The 15268-nt window shown below is 63.4% G+C and carries 17 protein-coding genes; 9 read left to right on the forward strand and 8 right to left on the reverse strand.

Annotation, left to right across the window (positions count from 1 at the left end; translation table 11 throughout):
- The first annotated feature begins 112 nt into the window (after nt 1-112).
- Nucleotides 113-502 (forward strand): homing endonuclease associated repeat-containing protein, encoded by a 390-nt coding sequence (locus tag C440_RS05160; RefSeq protein WP_008318922.1) that lies wholly within the window; start codon nt 113-115, stop codon nt 500-502.
- Nucleotides 503-526: 24 nt separating this feature from the next.
- On the opposite strand, the gene C440_RS05165 is transcribed toward C440_RS05160, so the two are convergent.
- Nucleotides 527-1045: a metallophosphoesterase family protein gene (locus tag C440_RS05165; RefSeq protein WP_008318923.1), complete on the reverse strand. Its 519-nt coding sequence runs from the start codon at nt 1043-1045 to the stop codon at nt 527-529.
- Between the two features lie 60 nt (nt 1046-1105).
- Here C440_RS05165 and C440_RS05170 point away from each other — a divergent pair, with 60 nt between their 5' ends.
- The 3 genes from C440_RS05170 to ddh all read left to right on the forward strand — a co-directional run bounded on the left by C440_RS05170 (nt 1106) and on the right by ddh (nt 4360).
- Nucleotides 1106-2356 (forward strand): NUDIX domain-containing protein, encoded by a 1251-nt coding sequence (locus C440_RS05170; RefSeq protein ID WP_008318925.1) that lies wholly within the window; start codon nt 1106-1108, stop codon nt 2354-2356.
- Nucleotides 2357-2564: 208 nt separating this feature from the next.
- Nucleotides 2565-3335: a DUF3179 domain-containing (seleno)protein gene (locus tag C440_RS05175; RefSeq protein ID WP_008318926.1), complete on the forward strand. Its 771-nt coding sequence runs from the start codon at nt 2565-2567 to the stop codon at nt 3333-3335.
- Between the two features lie 98 nt (nt 3336-3433).
- Nucleotides 3434-4360 (forward strand): D-2-hydroxyacid dehydrogenase, encoded by a 927-nt coding sequence (gene ddh, locus C440_RS05180; protein ID WP_008318928.1) that lies wholly within the window; start codon nt 3434-3436, stop codon nt 4358-4360.
- Between the two features lie 33 nt (nt 4361-4393).
- Here ddh and engB read toward each other — a convergent pair whose 3' ends face one another.
- Together engB and C440_RS05190 are read right to left on the reverse strand one after the other, a co-directional pair.
- Nucleotides 4394-5011 carry a GTP-binding protein EngB gene (gene engB / locus C440_RS05185; protein WP_008318930.1) on the reverse strand — a complete coding sequence of 206 codons (618 nt, stop codon included), beginning with the start codon at nt 5009-5011 and terminating at the stop codon, nt 4394-4396.
- Nucleotides 5012-5069: 58 nt separating this feature from the next.
- Nucleotides 5070-5558 (reverse strand): GNAT family N-acetyltransferase, encoded by a 489-nt coding sequence (locus tag C440_RS05190; RefSeq protein WP_049915367.1) that lies wholly within the window; start codon nt 5556-5558, stop codon nt 5070-5072.
- A gap of 153 nt (nt 5559-5711) precedes the next feature.
- Here C440_RS05190 and C440_RS05195 point away from each other — a divergent pair, with 153 nt between their 5' ends.
- The 3 genes from C440_RS05195 to C440_RS05205 all read left to right on the forward strand — a co-directional run bounded on the left by C440_RS05195 (nt 5712) and on the right by C440_RS05205 (nt 8683).
- Nucleotides 5712-6437 carry a 5-formyltetrahydrofolate cyclo-ligase gene (locus C440_RS05195; protein ID WP_008318934.1) on the forward strand — a complete coding sequence of 242 codons (726 nt, stop codon included), beginning with the start codon at nt 5712-5714 and terminating at the stop codon, nt 6435-6437.
- Nucleotides 6438-6475: 38 nt separating this feature from the next.
- Nucleotides 6476-7852: a TIGR00341 family protein gene (locus C440_RS05200; RefSeq protein WP_008318936.1), complete on the forward strand. Its 1377-nt coding sequence runs from the start codon at nt 6476-6478 to the stop codon at nt 7850-7852.
- A gap of 99 nt (nt 7853-7951) precedes the next feature.
- Complete coding sequence (locus tag C440_RS05205; protein ID WP_008318938.1) at nt 7952-8683, forward strand: SIMPL domain-containing protein; 732 nt, start codon at nt 7952-7954, stop codon at nt 8681-8683.
- A gap of 310 nt (nt 8684-8993) precedes the next feature.
- Here C440_RS05205 and C440_RS05210 read toward each other — a convergent pair whose 3' ends face one another.
- Nucleotides 8994-9971, reverse strand: a complete 978-nt coding sequence (locus C440_RS05210) for an NOG1 family protein (protein WP_008318941.1) — start codon at nt 9969-9971, stop codon at nt 8994-8996.
- A gap of 134 nt (nt 9972-10105) precedes the next feature.
- Between C440_RS05210 and C440_RS05215 the strand changes: the two genes are divergently transcribed.
- A complete protein-coding gene (locus C440_RS05215; RefSeq protein ID WP_008318943.1) occupies nt 10106-10468 on the forward strand; it encodes a DUF5518 domain-containing protein in 363 nt (120 codons plus the stop codon).
- A 16-nt stretch (nt 10469-10484) separates the two neighbouring features.
- On the opposite strand, the gene C440_RS05220 is transcribed toward C440_RS05215, so the two are convergent.
- Entirely contained in the window at nt 10485-10982 is a 498-nt protein-coding gene (locus tag C440_RS05220; RefSeq protein WP_008318945.1) for a DUF367 family protein, read from the reverse strand.
- A 123-nt stretch (nt 10983-11105) separates the two neighbouring features.
- Here C440_RS05220 and C440_RS05225 point away from each other — a divergent pair, with 123 nt between their 5' ends.
- A complete protein-coding gene (locus C440_RS05225) occupies nt 11106-11453 on the forward strand; it encodes a nuclear transport factor 2 family protein (RefSeq protein WP_008318947.1) in 348 nt (115 codons plus the stop codon).
- Nucleotides 11454-11505: 52 nt separating this feature from the next.
- Here the strand turns inward: C440_RS05225 and serS are convergent, their stop codons facing one another.
- The 3 genes from serS to C440_RS05240 form a co-directional block, all read right to left on the reverse strand.
- Nucleotides 11506-12891, reverse strand: coding sequence for a serine--tRNA ligase (gene serS, locus C440_RS05230; protein WP_008318948.1), 1386 nt, complete (start codon nt 12889-12891; stop codon nt 11506-11508).
- 259 nt (nt 12892-13150) lie between these two features.
- Nucleotides 13151-14770 carry an ABC transporter permease subunit gene (locus tag C440_RS05235; protein ID WP_008318954.1) on the reverse strand — a complete coding sequence of 540 codons (1620 nt, stop codon included), beginning with the start codon at nt 14768-14770 and terminating at the stop codon, nt 13151-13153.
- Complete coding sequence (locus tag C440_RS05240; RefSeq protein WP_008318955.1) at nt 14767-15096, reverse strand: DUF4162 domain-containing protein; 330 nt, start codon at nt 15094-15096, stop codon at nt 14767-14769. The genes C440_RS05235 and C440_RS05240 overlap by 4 nt, the downstream gene beginning before the upstream one ends.
- Nucleotides 15097-15268: the final 172 nt, after the last annotated feature.

The raw sequence follows: 15268 nt of genomic DNA on the forward strand, positions 1-15268 counted from the left end.
ACGGGAGGGTGACGGCCGTGAAAAACAACGGGATGCTGGCGAACCGGGCCGGTATCGCAGTGGGCGTCCGATGCCGCGGTACGGTTAAGATATTGTGAACAAATACCAAGGCATGGACGACCGACCGATCGACCCGATGGGACGGCACACCGTCGAGGAGTACCTCGAATACGTGGGCCGGGTCCCGGAGTCGATTCGCAACCGGGTTGACAGGGACGTCCACCCGTTGACCGGCGAGCGGCGCTCGTTCCGACTCGACAACCACGTGCTCTTCGCGGAGCTATATCTGCTCACCGAAAAGATGGGTACCAGTCCGGAGTCAGTCGATATGACGCGGTTCGGCGCGTTTCACGTCTCGTTTTACCGGGACCGATTCGGCGCGTTCACCTGCGGAGTGGAGTTCGCCGGTCTCGAACCGAACTTTCACTCGCCCGAAGAGCGCCTTCGCTACGAGGAGTACGACGTCCACGAATTCTACACGGAACCCGCGTCCGAGGACTAACGGCCGTACGAGCGCCACCTCGCCTCACCCGTCCCATCCAACCCCACCGCTAGCGCCGCGGACGACTTCGACTGACAGCGACCCGCCGGCGACGGAGCCAACCATCATCGTCGCGTCGTCGTCGGCGTTCGCCGCCGTCGCAGTACCCGGATTCAGGATTCGGATACCATCGGCGACCTCGTCAATCACTTCGTGGATGTGGCCGGCGATACCGATAGCCCCCGTTCCGGCGGCGTCTTTGACAACCTGTGCGACGCGAGTCGTATAGCCCGTTCGGGTTCCCGTGCCGTGTGTGACGACGAAGGTGAGACCACCGACTTCGACGACATTGACGATGGGAAGGTCAACCTCCGGCGGGTCGATATTTCCGCAGACGCCGACGAAGTTCGACGACAGAGAACGGAGGCGGTCGAGCGTCTCCACCGAGTCGAAATCGCCCGCGTGAATCACGAGGTCGGCCGCCCGAACGCGGTCTTCGACCCACGTCGGAATCCCGTCCGCCCGACCCGGAACGTGCGTGTCGCTCAACATGGCGAGTCGCATAGTCTCACAAGGACACCATCGTGAATAGTCGTTTTGTCAGTTGCTAACGTAGTCCAATCCATGACACACGTCGTCACCGCGTTCCTTCGGCACGGCGGGCGCGTGCTTCTCACCCGCCGGAGCGACCGCGTCGGCACGTATCGCGGCCGTTGGGCCGGCGTCTCCGGATACGTCGAAAGCGACCCCGACGACGCCGAATGCGACGCTCGCAGGGAACTCGAAGAAGAAGTTGGCGTCACCGACGCGACACTCGTCCGTGCGGGCCGGCCGATGACCATCATCGACGAGGGTCGTGAGTGGACCGTCCACCCGTTTCTGTTCGACGTGGCCGACCGCGCAGTCGAACCCAACCAGGAACTCGCCGACGTGGAGTGGGTCCACGCCCCAGTCATCTGCGAGCGCGGCACCGTCCCCGAGTTGTGGCCGACGTACCGTCGGGTCGCGCCGACGCTCGAAACCGTCCAGACAGACGACACTCACGGCTCGGCGTGGGTGTCGATTCGGGCGCTCGAAGTCCTTCGGGACGCCGCCGCGGACGCCGAATCCCGGGCAGTGTTGGTCTCGGTCGCTCGCGCACTCCGCGACGCCCGCCCCAGCATGACCGCCGTCGGAACCCGCATCAATCGCGTCATGGCCGAATCCGGTCGGAGTCCAGATGCACTCCGCCGCCGCGCCGAAGCCGAAATCGACAGCGCGGTCGTCGCCGACGAAACCGCGGCGGCGACGGCGGCGACGCTCGTCCGGGACCGCGGCTTCGACCGCGTTGCGACGCTTTCGCGGTCCGGAACGGTCGTGGCGGCGCTCGAAGACGCGCGACCGAGTGTCCTCGTCGCCGAATCACGACCGGGTTTAGAAGGCGTCACCGTCGCCGAATCGCTGGCCAAAAAGGGGTTCAAAATCACGCTGACGACCGACGCCGCGCTTCCCGGTCTCGTCGCGGACGGGGCTGTCGATGCCGTCCTCGTCGGTGCCGACACCGTTCTCTCGTCCGGAGACGTGGTGAACAAGGTCGGAAGCTACCCCGTCGCGCTGGCGGCCGCCCGCGCCGGCGTTCCGTATGTTGCCGTCTGCGCCCGCGACAAGATACGCGACGACGACGAGTTCGTCGGCGAAGACGGCGGTTCGTTGTACGACGGCGAGGCGTCGGTGACGACTGCGAACCCGCGTTTCGAGGTCGTTCCAGCGGCGTTCGTGACGGGCGTCGTCACCGAGGACGGCGTGCTCGACGCCGACGCGGTTTCGGAGGTCGCGGCGGAGCACGCCGAACTCGAAGCGTGGGACGACGATGACGCGGGAGCGACCGACCGATGAAAACTGTGAAATGAGGCACCGACCTACCTTCTTTCGGGCGGCGGTGACGAAGGTTACCCCCACCGAGCCCCTTGTGACGACGCTCAACAACACCCGAGCCGCCCTTCTGACGACGATTGCCCACCGAGACACATCTTCTTTCCACTCCCCGTGCGACACCGACACACAACCCCGGTGCGGTTTCACCTACTGCACCCCCAGCTACCGTATGGACCGACGGGTGTTTCTCGGCCTCCTGACGGGAGCGACCGCCAGCCTCGCCGGCTGTACCGCCGGGAATATCCGGCCGCCGATAGCGGGCTTTCCCGCGCCCGAAAACCCCGACCCGGTGGTTCAACACGGCTTTCCCGGGACCGTCTGCGGCGACCCGCCGAACCCGTTTGTCGGTATCGAGGCGATTCTCGAACCGGCGGTTGCTCGGGATTGGGAGGGTCGGACCGTCGCCGAGAAGTACCGGTTCGGCTACGAGGTCGGACCGGGACTCGCCGACGACGGCTACGTGATTGGCGTCGAACGCGGCGGCGACGCCCGCGCCTACGCGCTGTCCATCCTGTGGTGGCACGAAGTCGTCAACGACACGCTCGGCGACGACCCGGTGCTCGTGACCTACTGTCCCATCTGTCAGTCCGGCATGGTCGCTGAACGGCGCGTCGATGGCGAGACGGCGAAATTCCGAGTCTCCGGGCACCTCTGGCAACCCCCCGAAATCTACGGCTTCGCCAGCGTACAGGAGGGCCGAGCGTTCGGCGCGTCCGCCACGTCCGGCGAGGCCGACGTTCGAAACTCGGGAAACCTCGTCCTCTACGACGACGCGACCGGAAGCTACTGGAGTCAACTCTTGGCGAAAGCCATCTGCGGACCGCAGTCGGGCGAACGAATGCGCATTCTGCCATCGACGGTAACGACGTGGGGAAACTGGCGCGCGGCCCACCCAGAGACGGATGCGATACTCCCGCCGCCGTGGTCGGAGACCGCATAGCCCCGGACGCGGGTGACGACTGCTCGCTCCGGCGGCGAAAAACCGGCCACCGACGCCGACGGCGCAACTCCCTTTGGACGGCAGTGTGACCTGTGCCCATGCATATCGAACGTCTCGCGGTGGACGAGTCCGTTGGTCGTGCGATGCCGCCACGGCGATTTATCGACGCGCTGTCCGACCTCGGCGTCCCCGTCGAGTTGGTCGGCGAGGGAGAAACGTTCGGACCGGGTGACGCGGTCGCCTCGTTCGACCACAGAGACACCTTTCTCGACGCGGACTGGGTCCACTGCATCCGCGCCGGCTACGACGAGTTCCCCGTCGGCGTCTACGAGGAAGCCGGGACGTACTTCACCAACAGCACGGGCGTCCACGGTACGACGGTCGGCGAGACGGCTACGGCGTACATGCTGACGCTCGCCCGCCGCCTTCACGCCTACCGCGACGCCCAACACGACCACGCGTGGGACCTGCCGCGCTACGAAGAGCCGTTCACTGTCGCGGGCGAGCGCGTCTGTATCGTTGGTCTCGGGACGCTCGGGTGCGGCGTCGCCGACCGCGCGGCCGCACTCGGGATGGACGTCGTCGGAGTCCGACGCTCGGGCGACCCGGTGCGTAACGTCGCCGCGGTCTACACGCCCGACCAGTTACACGAAGCCATCGGAGACGCTCGGTTCGTCGTCTTGGCGACGCCGCTGAACGACGAAACCGAAGGGATGGTCGCCGAACCGGAGTTCGAGACGATGCGCGACGACGCCTATCTCGTGAACGTCGCGCGCGGTCCCGTCGTCGATGAGTCGGCGCTCGTATCGGCTCTCGATGCGGGCGATATCGCGGGCGCGGCGCTCGATGTGTTCGAAACAGAGCCGCTTCCGGACGCGTCGCCGCTGTGGGACTTCGAGGACGTGCTCGTCACACCGCACGTCAGCGCCGCGACGAGCGCGTATCACGAGGACATCGCGGCGCTCGTCCGCGAGAACCTGAAAAAACTGGCCGTCGGCGACGACCTCACGAATCGCGTGGTGTGAGCACCGAGCGGCTGAAATGAAGGTAGGCCGAGGTCAGAGGAACGTAAACAGGTCGTCGCGGGCCTGCTCGTGGAGGTGCGACCGAAGTGCTTCTTCGAGAGCCGAAATATCGCCGCGCTTGGCCGTGATGGGGGCGATGACGTTCCGCCACTGCTTCCACGGCGGGAAGAGACCGAGTCGGTCACAGAGGTCGTTCAGGCGCTCGTCGCGGTCGTCAACCTTGTCCATCTTGTTGACGGCGACGACGGTCGGAACGTCGAGTTCGTCGAGGAAGAAAAACATCTCCACGTCGTGCGGAATCGACTCGTCGGTGGTGTGGCGGTCGATGATATCGATGACACTCTTGCCGTCAACGACGAGGACGGCCGCGAGAATGTCGTCGGCGTTCTCCTCGATATACCGGACGATATCGGTCTTGATGGCCTCACGGGTGTCGGCGTTGACGCCCGACATGAACCCGAATCCGGGGAGGTCGGTGAACATGAACCCCTCCGAGGACCAGTCAAAGTGGTTGGGCTTGCGCGTGACGCCGGGTTTCTTGCCCGTCGTGAACTTGTCGTGACCCGTCAGTTCGCGCATGAGCGTCGATTTCCCCACGTTCGACCGCCCGACGAGGACGATTTCGTCGCGGTTCGGTCGGTCTTCGAACATACCCATCGTTCGCCACCGCGACAGATAAGCGAGGCGGATGCGGCCCGGCGAACGACGCTCAGATTCGCCTGACGAGTCTGACCGACTCCGCCGGAATCTCGTCGTGCGGCGTCGAGTCGGCCACCTCGAACCCGCGAGATTGGTAGAATGAGAGCGTGTGTTCGTCGCCGTCGAGACAGGACGCCCACTGTTCGCGCGCGCCGCTGACGACGTGTTGCGCCGTCATCGTCCGGAGGAGCGCCGTTCCGGCACCAGACCCGCGGACGTCGGGGTGGGCGTGGAGTGAAAACACCTCGCCGCGGCGTTCGCCCGTCATACCGCCACCGCCCGCCGCGACGACTTCGCCGTCCTCGACGGCGACGACCCAGCCGTGCATGTCGTCGGCCGTCTGCACCTCTCGGCGGAGTCGTGACTCGGCGAATCGGGTTTCGACGGCCGAGTCAACCTCGTCGGCCGGGGCGATATCGCCCGCCGCGTCGCGCCACCCCTCGGCGCAGATGTGAGCGATGCTCGATACGTCCGCCGCTCTCGCAGTTCGGACGAACATACCGTTACATTCGGACAGCGGTTGCAAAATCGTTTCGCGTAGCTGAGCGTCGCTTCCGGTCGCCAACGCGAGTTCCACCCCCTCCGTTCCGGTCGGGCGTGCACCGACGGACAAACGCTACTATATTCAGTTCGACCGCGATAGCCGAAGACAATGGACAAAGCAACACTCCGCGACACGGTCTGGGACGAACTCGAATCGTCGGGCGAAGCCCGGTTTCCCTTCCCGCCGCACGGTCGCATCCCGAACTTCGCCGACGCGCGGGCGGCCGCCGACGCCCTCGCCGAAACGTCCGAGTGGGCCGATGCGGACACAATCAAAGCGAATCCCGACGCCCCGCAACTTCCGGCCAGACGCCGCGCCCTGCGCGAGGGGAAGACCGTCTACATGGCCGTTCCACGACTCCGCGACGAGCGATGCTTCTACGAACTCGACCCCGCCCGCATCGACGACGACGCCCTCGACAGCGCGCCGACCGTCTCGCACGTCGAAAGCCACGCCGAACAGGTCGGCCCGGACGAACTGCCGCGAATCGACCTCGTGATTTCGGGGTCTGTCGTCGTCTCCGAACAGGGCGCGCGCATCGGGAAGGGAGAGGGATTCAGCGACCTCGAATATGCGGTGCTACAGGGTCTCGACGCGGTCGATGACGGGACGACGGTCGCAACGACAGTCCACGAGTTGCAAGTCCGCGACGACCTGCCAGAACCCGACTCTCACGACGTTCCCATGGACTTCGTCGTCACGCCCGAGCGAACGGTTCGGACCGCGACGCCGTACCCGCGACCGCCGGGACTCGACTGGTCGGCGCTGTCGGCCGAGCGAATCGCGGAGATGCCGGTGCTCGAACGACTTCGAGACGAGCGGGACGCCGAATAGGCCCCTGCTTATTTGGCCGCCCGGAGCGACGTGAGGTCGTGCGACTCGTACAGGTGTTGGTGCCGACCGGTAAGCGAAAAGCGGTCCTTCGGGCGCTCGACGACGAGGGCGTCGATTACGCCGTCTCCGAGGAGACATCCGGCCGCGACTTCGTTGCCGTCGTCACCTTCCCGGTTCCGAAAGAAGCGGTCGAGCCGGTGTTGGCGCGTCTTCGGGAGGCCGGCGTCGAACGCGACGCCTACACCGTCGTCGTGGCCGCGGAGACCGTCGCGTCGAAGCGATTCGACCAGTTACAAGCGGCGTACGAAGCAGACGAGGAAAACGGCGACAGAATCGCCAGAGAAGAGTTGGCGTCGAAAGCCGCCGACCTCGCCCCGTCGGTGCCGACGTTCATCATCATGACGGTCATCTCCGCCGTCGTCGCCACCGCTGGATTGCTTCTCGATTCGCCCGCAGTGGTCGTCGGGTCGATGGTTATTGCTCCGCTCGTCGGCCCGGCGATGTCGGCGAGCGTCGGCACCGTCGTAGACGACGACGAGATGTTCAGCCGCGGCGTGCGACTGCAAGCGTTCGGTGGCGTCCTCGCCGTCGGTGCGGCCGCCGTCTTCGCGTTCCTGCTCAAGCAGACGGGAGCGGTACCGCTTTCGACGGGTGAAGTGCTCTCGACTCCCGAAATCGACGAACGACTTGCACCGGACGTGCTCTCGTTGGTGGTCGCGCTCGGGGCCGGTGCCGCGGGCGCGGTTTCGCTGTCGTCGGGCGTTTCGACGGCGCTCGTCGGCGTCATGATTGCCGCCGCGTTGATTCCGCCGACGGCCGTCGTGGGAATCGGCATCGCGTGGGGTGCGCCCGAGGCCGTCGTCGGCTCTGCGATTCTTGTCCTCGTGAACATCCTCTCCGTCAACTTCGTTGCCATCGGCGTGCTCTGGCAACAGGGGTACAGACCCGACCGCTGGTTCCGGCGCGACGAGGCGCGTCGGGCCGCCTTGTACCGCATCGCAGTCATCGGCGTGGGACTGCTCGTCCTCTCGTCGTTCCTCGGGACGGTCACGTACACGACCTATCGAAACTCTGGATTCCAAAGCGACGCGCAGGACGCCATCGAAAGCTCGCTTTCCGACACCGACGCTCGACTGCTGTCGATGGACATTCAGTACGACAGCGGGCCGCTACAGGAACCCGCCGCCGTCGTCGTCACGGTCGGGTACGACCCGTGGTCCGACCCGCCGAAAGTGGACGCCGAACTCACGCGACAGGTGAACTCGGTCGCACCCGACCCGCTGTCGCCGTGGGGAACAGATCAGATTTCGGTCGAAGTGCGCTACGTCGCAGTCTCAGAACCCACACAAAAACCGGTGAGCACGCAGTCGGAAACAAGCGCACAGTCGTTCGAATCCGTGGCGTTGAGAGTTTAGTCCGGAATTTCGGTTCCGAACTGAACGCCGCTTCGGAAGGCTACAGTCGCTCTTTGTCTCTAGCGCGAGTTGAATAGCTCCGCTGTCGTTTCGGTGTGTATGCAACGACGCATCATCGCCCCACTGTTCATCGTGGGACTCGTACTTCTCGCAGGCTGTCTCTCCGCACCCATGCAGACGACGGCCGACGGGACCGAAGCGGGCACGAACGCGACGACAATCTCCGCGACCGGCACCGGCGAAGTCACCGCCGAAGCCGACCTTGCCGTCGTCAACATCGCCGTGACCAGCACCGCCGACTCCGCCGACGAAGCCCGCGGCACGGTCGCTGACGACGTGGCCGCCGTTCGCACCGCGCTGACCGACGCCGGCATCGACGAAGACGCGATTCAGACGACCGGCTTCAGCGTCGACCCCGAATACGACCACGGCGAAGAACGCGAACTGGTCGGCTACCGCGCCGCCCACACGCTGAGCGTCGAAGTCGAACCTGACCGCGCCGGCGAAGTCATCGACCTCGCAGTCGGTGCCGGTGCCAGCGAGATTCGCGGCGTCCACTTCACGCTCACCGACGAGACCCGCTCGGAACTCCGTAGCGAGGCGCTGACCAACGCCGTCGATTCGGCGAAAGCTGACGCCGAGACGGTCGCAGACGCATCCGACCTGCGCATCACGGGCGTCCAGACTGCCGCCGTCGGCGGGAGCGCTCCCGATCCGTACCCGGTCGCCTACGCCGAAGATGCTCGGACGACAGCCGGCTCCTCGACCGAACTCTCGCCCGGCCCCGTGACCGTGAGAGCGACGGTTCAGATGGTCTACATGGCCGAGTGAAACGGCAAGCACAGACCCGACCGACAGAGACAGACGAACCGACAAGCACAGACCCGACCGACAAACACAACCCGACTCACAGACACGAACCAGCCCCCAACCTGGACTACCACACGAACCAGCCCAAACACCCGCTGACGAATCTCTCCAGTCACACTCGGCCCTCCACACCGATACCAGACGGACACGTCGTCTCCCGAGACACACCGCTCACGTGTTATTCAGTTGCTTTTGAACTCTATTTGAGACCCGTCTCTCGCCACGTCGCGGCAGTTGCCGAACAAAAAATAGAACTCGCCCAGAAGGACGATTACTCGTTTCGGGACGGTGGAATATCGGGTTCGAAACCGACGGCGTCGGCCGCGGCGTCGAGGACCGCATCGACGTTGTCGCCCGTCTCGACGCTCATGAACAGGTCTGCTTCCATGTCGGTCGAGCGGTCGCTCTTGTTACAGACGGTGAGGACCGGAATGTCTCGCTCTTCGAACCGGGTCCGGACGGCGTCGCGGAGTTCGAGTTGCGAGTCGAGTGGGTAGCCGCACTCCTCGCTGGCGTCGGCGACGAAGATGACCGCATCCGCGAGGTGTTCGAGCGCGCTGACGGCCTGTCGCTCGATGTCGTTTCGGTCGTCTTCGGGGCGGTCGAGCAGGCCCGGCGTGTCGATAATCTGATACCGGATTCGGTCGCGGTCGAAGTGTCCGATTTGGACGCCCTTCGTGGTAAAGGGGTAGCGCGCGATTTCGTTCGACGCGCGCGTGACGCCGTTGACGAAGGAGGATTTCCCGACGTTCGGATAGCCGGCGACGACGATTGCCGGTTCGTCCGGGCGGATGTCGGGGAGGTTCTTCAGGGCGTCGCGGGCCTCACCGATTCGGAGGAGGTCGTCTTCGACTTCCTCGGTGACGCTCGCCATGCGCGCGAACGCCTGCTTTCGGTGTTTGCGAGCGAGGTCGGCGTCGGTTTTACGGAGTTTCGGCTGGTATTCACGGGCGATGTTGTCGATCTGCCGCGAGGCCCACATAACCTCCGAGAGGCTCTTTCGAATCTCGTCAACGTCTACGATTGCGTCGGCGAGTTCGTAGTAAAACGGGTCAACCGTCTCGAAGTCGGGCCACTCGACGACGACGTTTTCGAGGTTGTCAGAGAGAATGTTCGACGCCGTCTGGAGCATCGACTGCTGAGCCTCCAACTTGTTCTGCTTCGCTCGCCCCGTGCGCGCGGCCCGCGAGAAGGCCTTGTCGATGAGTTCGTCCGACCGGGGCGTGGTCGGGAGAGACTCGAAAATCATTGCAACCGGCTACGCGGTCGAGGCGTAAAAGCGCGTTCGTTTGGGTCTCGACGCCTCGAACGCTGAATCTGGCGTGGCTGAGACTCGCAGGGCGCGCCACGAAGTTCTTACCCGGACGCGACGTACGCTCGCACATGACGGACTGGAAAGCAGTCGCCGTCGGCTTCGTCGTCATCCTCGTCATCGGGACCGGCGGGCTGTCGATTCCGATTCTCGGACAAATCGGGGCGGGACTCATCGGCGGCTTCGCGGCGGGGTATCTCGTCGGCGGGACGCTCGGGAACGGCGCGTGGAACGGACTCGTCGCCGGGTCGCTTTCGGGTATCGCGGTCACCCTGCTTGCGGCCGTCCTCGGCGGACTCGTTGGACTCGCCGGCGGCCCACTCGGGAGTCTCCTCGGGGGCGTCGGCGTCTTCGCCGTCGGTATCGTCCTGACGCTCATCTTCGCCATCGACAGTGCCATCGCCGGAGCTGTCGGCGCGTGGGTGAAAGGATAAACACGTCCGGAGTCGGCTAGTCGCCGCGTTCGAGATACGCCCGTTGAATCTCGACGACCTCGGTCGAATCCTCGCACTTCGAATACCGCCGCAGTGGTTCTTCGTTGAGTTCGAGGAAGGTGTGCCCCCAGTTGAATTTCGAGAGAATGTCCTCGGCGTGCGGCTTCTCACCGAAGATGACGAGCGCCGCCGCCAGCGCCTCGACCGTCGTCAGTTGCATCGGCCGACCGAAGTTCACGGGGTTGGCGGCGACGAGATACGGGAGCGCGCGGTGCTCGCCGGGAAGCGAGAACATCGCTTCCTCGGCGGACTCCCACGAGCAGTCGAGCGCGACGAGCGCGCCCGTATCCGCGTCGGCGGGCGACAACGCCTTCTCGGCGTGGGGGTTGAGCACGACGCCGTAAGGCGTCGCCCGGTCCGTGCCGTGAAGCGACGCCATCTCGAACCGTTCGAGCTTCTTCGCCGTGCACTTTTTCGGGTCGTCGTCACCCTCGTATCGAACGTGCAGGTCCACACCGGCGGTACGCGACTCCCGGAGAAAAGCGTCTCGAACGAGGCGGTAGGTCGGTGGAGTGTCTCCCGAGCGTGCCGACGTTGCGGACGGCGGATTCTTCCGCCCGGCCGACGAAGTAGGGCTGTGTATCCCGACGCGACGTATCTGGCTCGACAGTACTACACCGCAATCGACCACGACGGATACGACATGCTTCGGAACCTCCTCGACCCCGATTTCGTCCAACAGCGCGAGGATATGCGACTCGACGGACGCGAAGAATTCGTTTCGTTCATGCGCGACGACCGACCGCAAAAAGACACGAGGCACGTCATCGACCGGTACATCCAGTCGAAATCCGACGACGAAATCGTCGTCCGCGGTCACCTCGAAGACAGTAACGGGGGAGCGATATTCGTCTTCCTCGACCGGTTTCGGGCGCGAGACGGAAAGTTAGCCGAACTGAAGACGTTCACACGCGCGCCGAATTGAAAATAGAAATAGAGACCGCCGCGTTTCTCTTTGAAACCCCGGAACCGACGCGTTACTCTTTTTTACCCGCGCCGACGGCCGCTTCGCCGACCGGCTCGTGGCCTTCGATGACTTCGCGGCCGCCCATGTAGGGCTGGAGGACTTCGGGCACATCGACCGTGCCGTCTTCGTTCTGGTAGTATTCGAGCAAAGCGACCATGATACGGCCGACGGCCGTCCCCGACGCGTTGAGCGTGTGGAGGTACTCGGCCGATTCGTGGCGCTCGGGGCGGTAGCGAAGACCGGCGCGGCGAGCCTGGAAGTCCTCGAAGTTCGAGGCCGACGAGACTTCGAGCCAGCGACCGCCGTAGCCGTCGGGGCTGTCGTCCGACTCAGTGCCGGGTGCCCAGACTTCGAGGTCGTAGGTCTTCGCCGACGCGAAGGTCAGGTCGCCGGTACAAAGCGAGAGCACGCGGTACGGGAGACCGAGTCGTTCGAGCACCTCGGCCGCCTCATTGAGGAGGGCTTCGAGTCGGTCGTACGACTCCTCGGGTTCGACGAAGTTGACGAGTTCGACCTTGTTGAACTGGTGGACGCGGACGATACCGCGAGTCTCGGTGCCGTGTTCGCCCGCCTCGCGGCGGAAGTTCGGCGTGTACGCCTGATGCTTCAGCGGCAGGTCGTCCTTCAGCAGAATCTCGTCGCGGTACATGTTCGTAACCGGGACTTCAGCGGTCGGACAAAGCCAGAGGTCGTCGTCCTCGTAGTCTTCGGTCTCCGACCCGCCGATTCGGTAGGCGTCCTCGGCGAACTTCGGCAGTTGGCCGGTGCCGACCATCGAGGTGGTCTTGACCGGAACCGGCGGGAAGAGGTCCACGTAGTCCTGTTCGCGGTGGACATCGAGCATGAACTGGATGAGCGCGTGTTCGAGCATCGCGCCCTCGCCTTTCAGGAAGTAAAAGCCCGAACCGGTCGTCTTCGCCGCGCGCGCCTCGTCGATGATGTCGAGTTCTTCGCCGAGGTCGTAGTGGGGCGTCACCTCGTCGGGCAGGTCGCGCAGGTCGTCGAAACCGACGCGTCGAACTTCATCGTTGTCGTCTTCGTCCGCGCCGACAGGAACCGACTCGTGCGGGAGGTTCGGGAGTTCGAGAAGCGCCTTGTCGAGTTCCGATTCGAGGTCGTCCGCGCGGGCTTCAAGCTCCTGGAGTTCCTCTTTGAGTTCGCTCGACCGCTCGATAGCCGCCTGTGCTTCTTCGTCTTTGCCCTCCTGTTTGAGCGTGCCAATCTTCTGGCTGACCTCGTTTCGCTCGTGTCGCAGGTCGTCGCCTTCGGCTTTCAGCGACCGCCACTCGTCGTACACGTCGATGATGTGGTCGACATCCACGCCCTCCATGTTTCGGGCCGCGAGCGCGTCGCGGACTCGCTCCGGTTCGTCACGGAGCAGTTGCCTGTCAATCATTGGTCAGTGATTTCCGGGCGGGCGGGAAAATCGTATCGCATCACTGGGGGGCGAGACAGTACATCGGGAAACGAAACTCGGAGGGTGCCGCCAACCGTGAACGCGAGTTTTTGAGCGACTACAGGTCCACCCGCTCGAATCGGCGATAGCCGAGGTACAGCGGGAGCGTCGTCGCTATTAGAACGACGACCGCGCTAAAGACGAAAAGCGGGACAGACCCTGGAACGGAGTCACCAGGAATCTGTAGACGAAACAGCATTCATCCGAGCGTTGTGTGCGCCCGGAGCGGGCTCAGGTGCTTGATGAATTGGGCCGGTGGTATTGGCATACCAACAGAAAGGCCCCTAGTATCAGTACCAGTGAGAGCTTCGATTACTGGTCTTACCACACTCGACCAAAACAGCGAAAAAAACAGAAACGTCGTAGCAGTGCCCGCAATCGAACGGTATGGTGACGAGGTAGCCGCCGAAAACCCAAGTGAGATTGTAGTCCAAAGAAGCGTGTGCGTGGTAACACTCCCGACAACGGTGAGGAATAACACCGGGTAGCCATGGCCGAATCGGACAAGCAAGAGTATTTCAGCGAAAACGAACAGCGGAAGCAAAGCAAGAACCGCCGTGGTCAATCGGGAGACGGCTTTGGTGACGAAAACGTCCCGACGAGTCGCTGAATTCCCAAGAACGACACGGAGCGTTTTCTCCGCCCGCTCGCCGACGATGGCTCGATAACCAAATAACGTTCCCAGCACCAGCGGGGCAAAAGAGAAGCTACCAGAGATATCAGACACCTGTTCTCTTGGGCCGAACACAGAGGACGGGTCTATCGCCTGTGAGATACCAGGGAGTACAAACAACGCCGACACGGCGATACCACCGAGTACCAACCGGTTCCGGGACAGTTGTCGAACGTCCTGAACCAAAAGTACCCACAAGCGCGAGTCGCTCCACCGAGTGGGTCGTAGCAGTTGTCTCGTTGGCTTCGTCACGCGCTCAACGTATCGACGGAGACGCGTCTGCCCCGACGACGAGTCGTCACCGAGGTCTCTTCGAGTGAGGCGACGATAACCGAACAAGAGCGGGACTGCGCCGAATCCGAGAAACATGAGTGTCCCGAAGGCGTTCAACGCGAGGGTTTCACCGAACTCACCCGAAGGCGTTCCGGGACCGACCACGCGAACCGACCAACTCGTGGCCTCCCAAAAGGCCAGTAGCGGGTTGAACCGCTCGGTGACGCGGTACCAAAGCGGGATTTCGGCGACTGTGTCATACGAGATCGGAGACGCCGAACCGGTGAAGATAAACGTGAACGCGGGACGGAACGTGGACCCCCACACGGAGTAATCGGGCGAGAAAAGAAAGAAGGACCCGGCGATTGCGAGCAACGTCTGATACGCCGAATCGAAGGCGGCTGAATAGCCGACGGAGACCGCAGTCCAGACGACGACGTACAGGAGCATCCACGCGCCAATCGTCCAGTACGGGAGCAGATACGGCCGCCCGTACCCTTGGGCGAGGAAGTAATTCCCGATTACGAGTATCGTCGCGGTCGCTACGAGAGAGATTGCGACCCGCGACAGCACTTTTGCGAGAAGCAGGTCACGACGCGTACTGGGCAGACCGAAGATGAGCTTCATCGTTTTGGCAGTTCGCTCACCGACGACGGAATTGTAGCCGACTGCCACGACGAGGACTAACGTGAACGTCTGCAACTCGAAGGGGATTTGGATGATGTACTCGGCAAGCGAATAGTGATCGCTCGCCGCGAGAGAGCCTGCAGTCGGCAAGTACATCAGTCCGAGCAGAATCACCGCACCCCAGACCAGTCGGTCTCGGAGCGCGTGACCGAAGTCGTGCCGTGCGAGCAAGAGAACCCGCTTCATGCGCGCGGAACCTCGACCGCAGTCTCCATGAAGACCTGTTCTAACGACGGTTCACCGGTTCTGACGTCGAGTATCGCCGCTTCGGTGTCGTCGAGGTGTGTGATAACGTCGGCTTTCGCGCTCGCGTCGGCGCATCCGACACGCAGGACGCCGTCACTCGTGGAGACCGCTTCGACGCCGTCGAGACACAGCAAGTCGTCCTGTATTCGGTCCGGAATCATATCGAGCGTGACCGATAGCTCGAACGGGACCTCCGGCGTCGTTCGGAGTGCCTCAACGGTATCGACCGCGACGAGGCGGCCGAAAAGCGAGAGTTTACCCTCCATATCCAATGAATTCCAGTATCTAGATACTCATTGTATTCTGATAATGTGGGGGTGAGGATTATATTCACTACTTTTGAGTACAGATATCACCGAGCTAATGTTAGAATAGAAATGTTTAATAGATAAGTGTAGGATTGATATACTGTAATGTCTGATGACATTATCGGACGTC

It is taken from the genome of Haloferax mucosum ATCC BAA-1512, from assembly GCF_000337815.1.
Classification (GTDB): Archaea; Halobacteriota; Halobacteria; order Halobacteriales; family Haloferacaceae; genus Haloferax; species Haloferax mucosum.

Excerpts from the sequence above, each read along its gene's own strand:
- engB (WP_008318930.1), bottom strand. The coding sequence starts at position 5,011 with ATGTTCGAAGACCGACCGAACCGCGACGAAATCGTCCTCGTCGGGCGG.
- C440_RS05175 (WP_008318926.1), top strand. The coding sequence starts at position 2,565 with ATGGACCGACGGGTGTTTCTCGGCCTCCTGACGGGAGCGACCGCCAGC.
- C440_RS05190 (WP_049915367.1), bottom strand. The coding sequence starts at position 5,558 with ATGTTCGTCCGAACTGCGAGAGCGGCGGACGTATCGAGCATCGCTCAC.
- C440_RS05215 (WP_008318943.1), top strand. The coding sequence starts at position 10,106 with ATGACGGACTGGAAAGCAGTCGCCGTCGGCTTCGTCGTCATCCTCGTC.
- C440_RS05210 (WP_008318941.1), bottom strand. The coding sequence starts at position 9,971 with ATGATTTTCGAGTCTCTCCCGACCACGCCCCGGTCGGACGAACTCATC.
- C440_RS05205 (WP_008318938.1), top strand. The coding sequence starts at position 7,952 with ATGCAACGACGCATCATCGCCCCACTGTTCATCGTGGGACTCGTACTT.
- C440_RS05170 (WP_008318925.1), top strand. The coding sequence starts at position 1,106 with ATGACACACGTCGTCACCGCGTTCCTTCGGCACGGCGGGCGCGTGCTT.
- C440_RS05235 (WP_008318954.1), bottom strand. The coding sequence starts at position 14,770 with ATGAAGCGGGTTCTCTTGCTCGCACGGCACGACTTCGGTCACGCGCTC.
- C440_RS05165 (WP_008318923.1), bottom strand. The coding sequence starts at position 1,045 with ATGCGACTCGCCATGTTGAGCGACACGCACGTTCCGGGTCGGGCGGAC.
- C440_RS05240 (WP_008318955.1), bottom strand. The coding sequence starts at position 15,096 with ATGGAGGGTAAACTCTCGCTTTTCGGCCGCCTCGTCGCGGTCGATACC.
- ddh (WP_008318928.1), top strand. The coding sequence starts at position 3,434 with ATGCATATCGAACGTCTCGCGGTGGACGAGTCCGTTGGTCGTGCGATG.
- serS (WP_008318948.1), bottom strand. The coding sequence starts at position 12,891 with ATGATTGACAGGCAACTGCTCCGTGACGAACCGGAGCGAGTCCGCGAC.
- C440_RS05160 (WP_008318922.1), top strand. The coding sequence starts at position 113 with ATGGACGACCGACCGATCGACCCGATGGGACGGCACACCGTCGAGGAG.
- C440_RS05195 (WP_008318934.1), top strand. The coding sequence starts at position 5,712 with ATGGACAAAGCAACACTCCGCGACACGGTCTGGGACGAACTCGAATCG.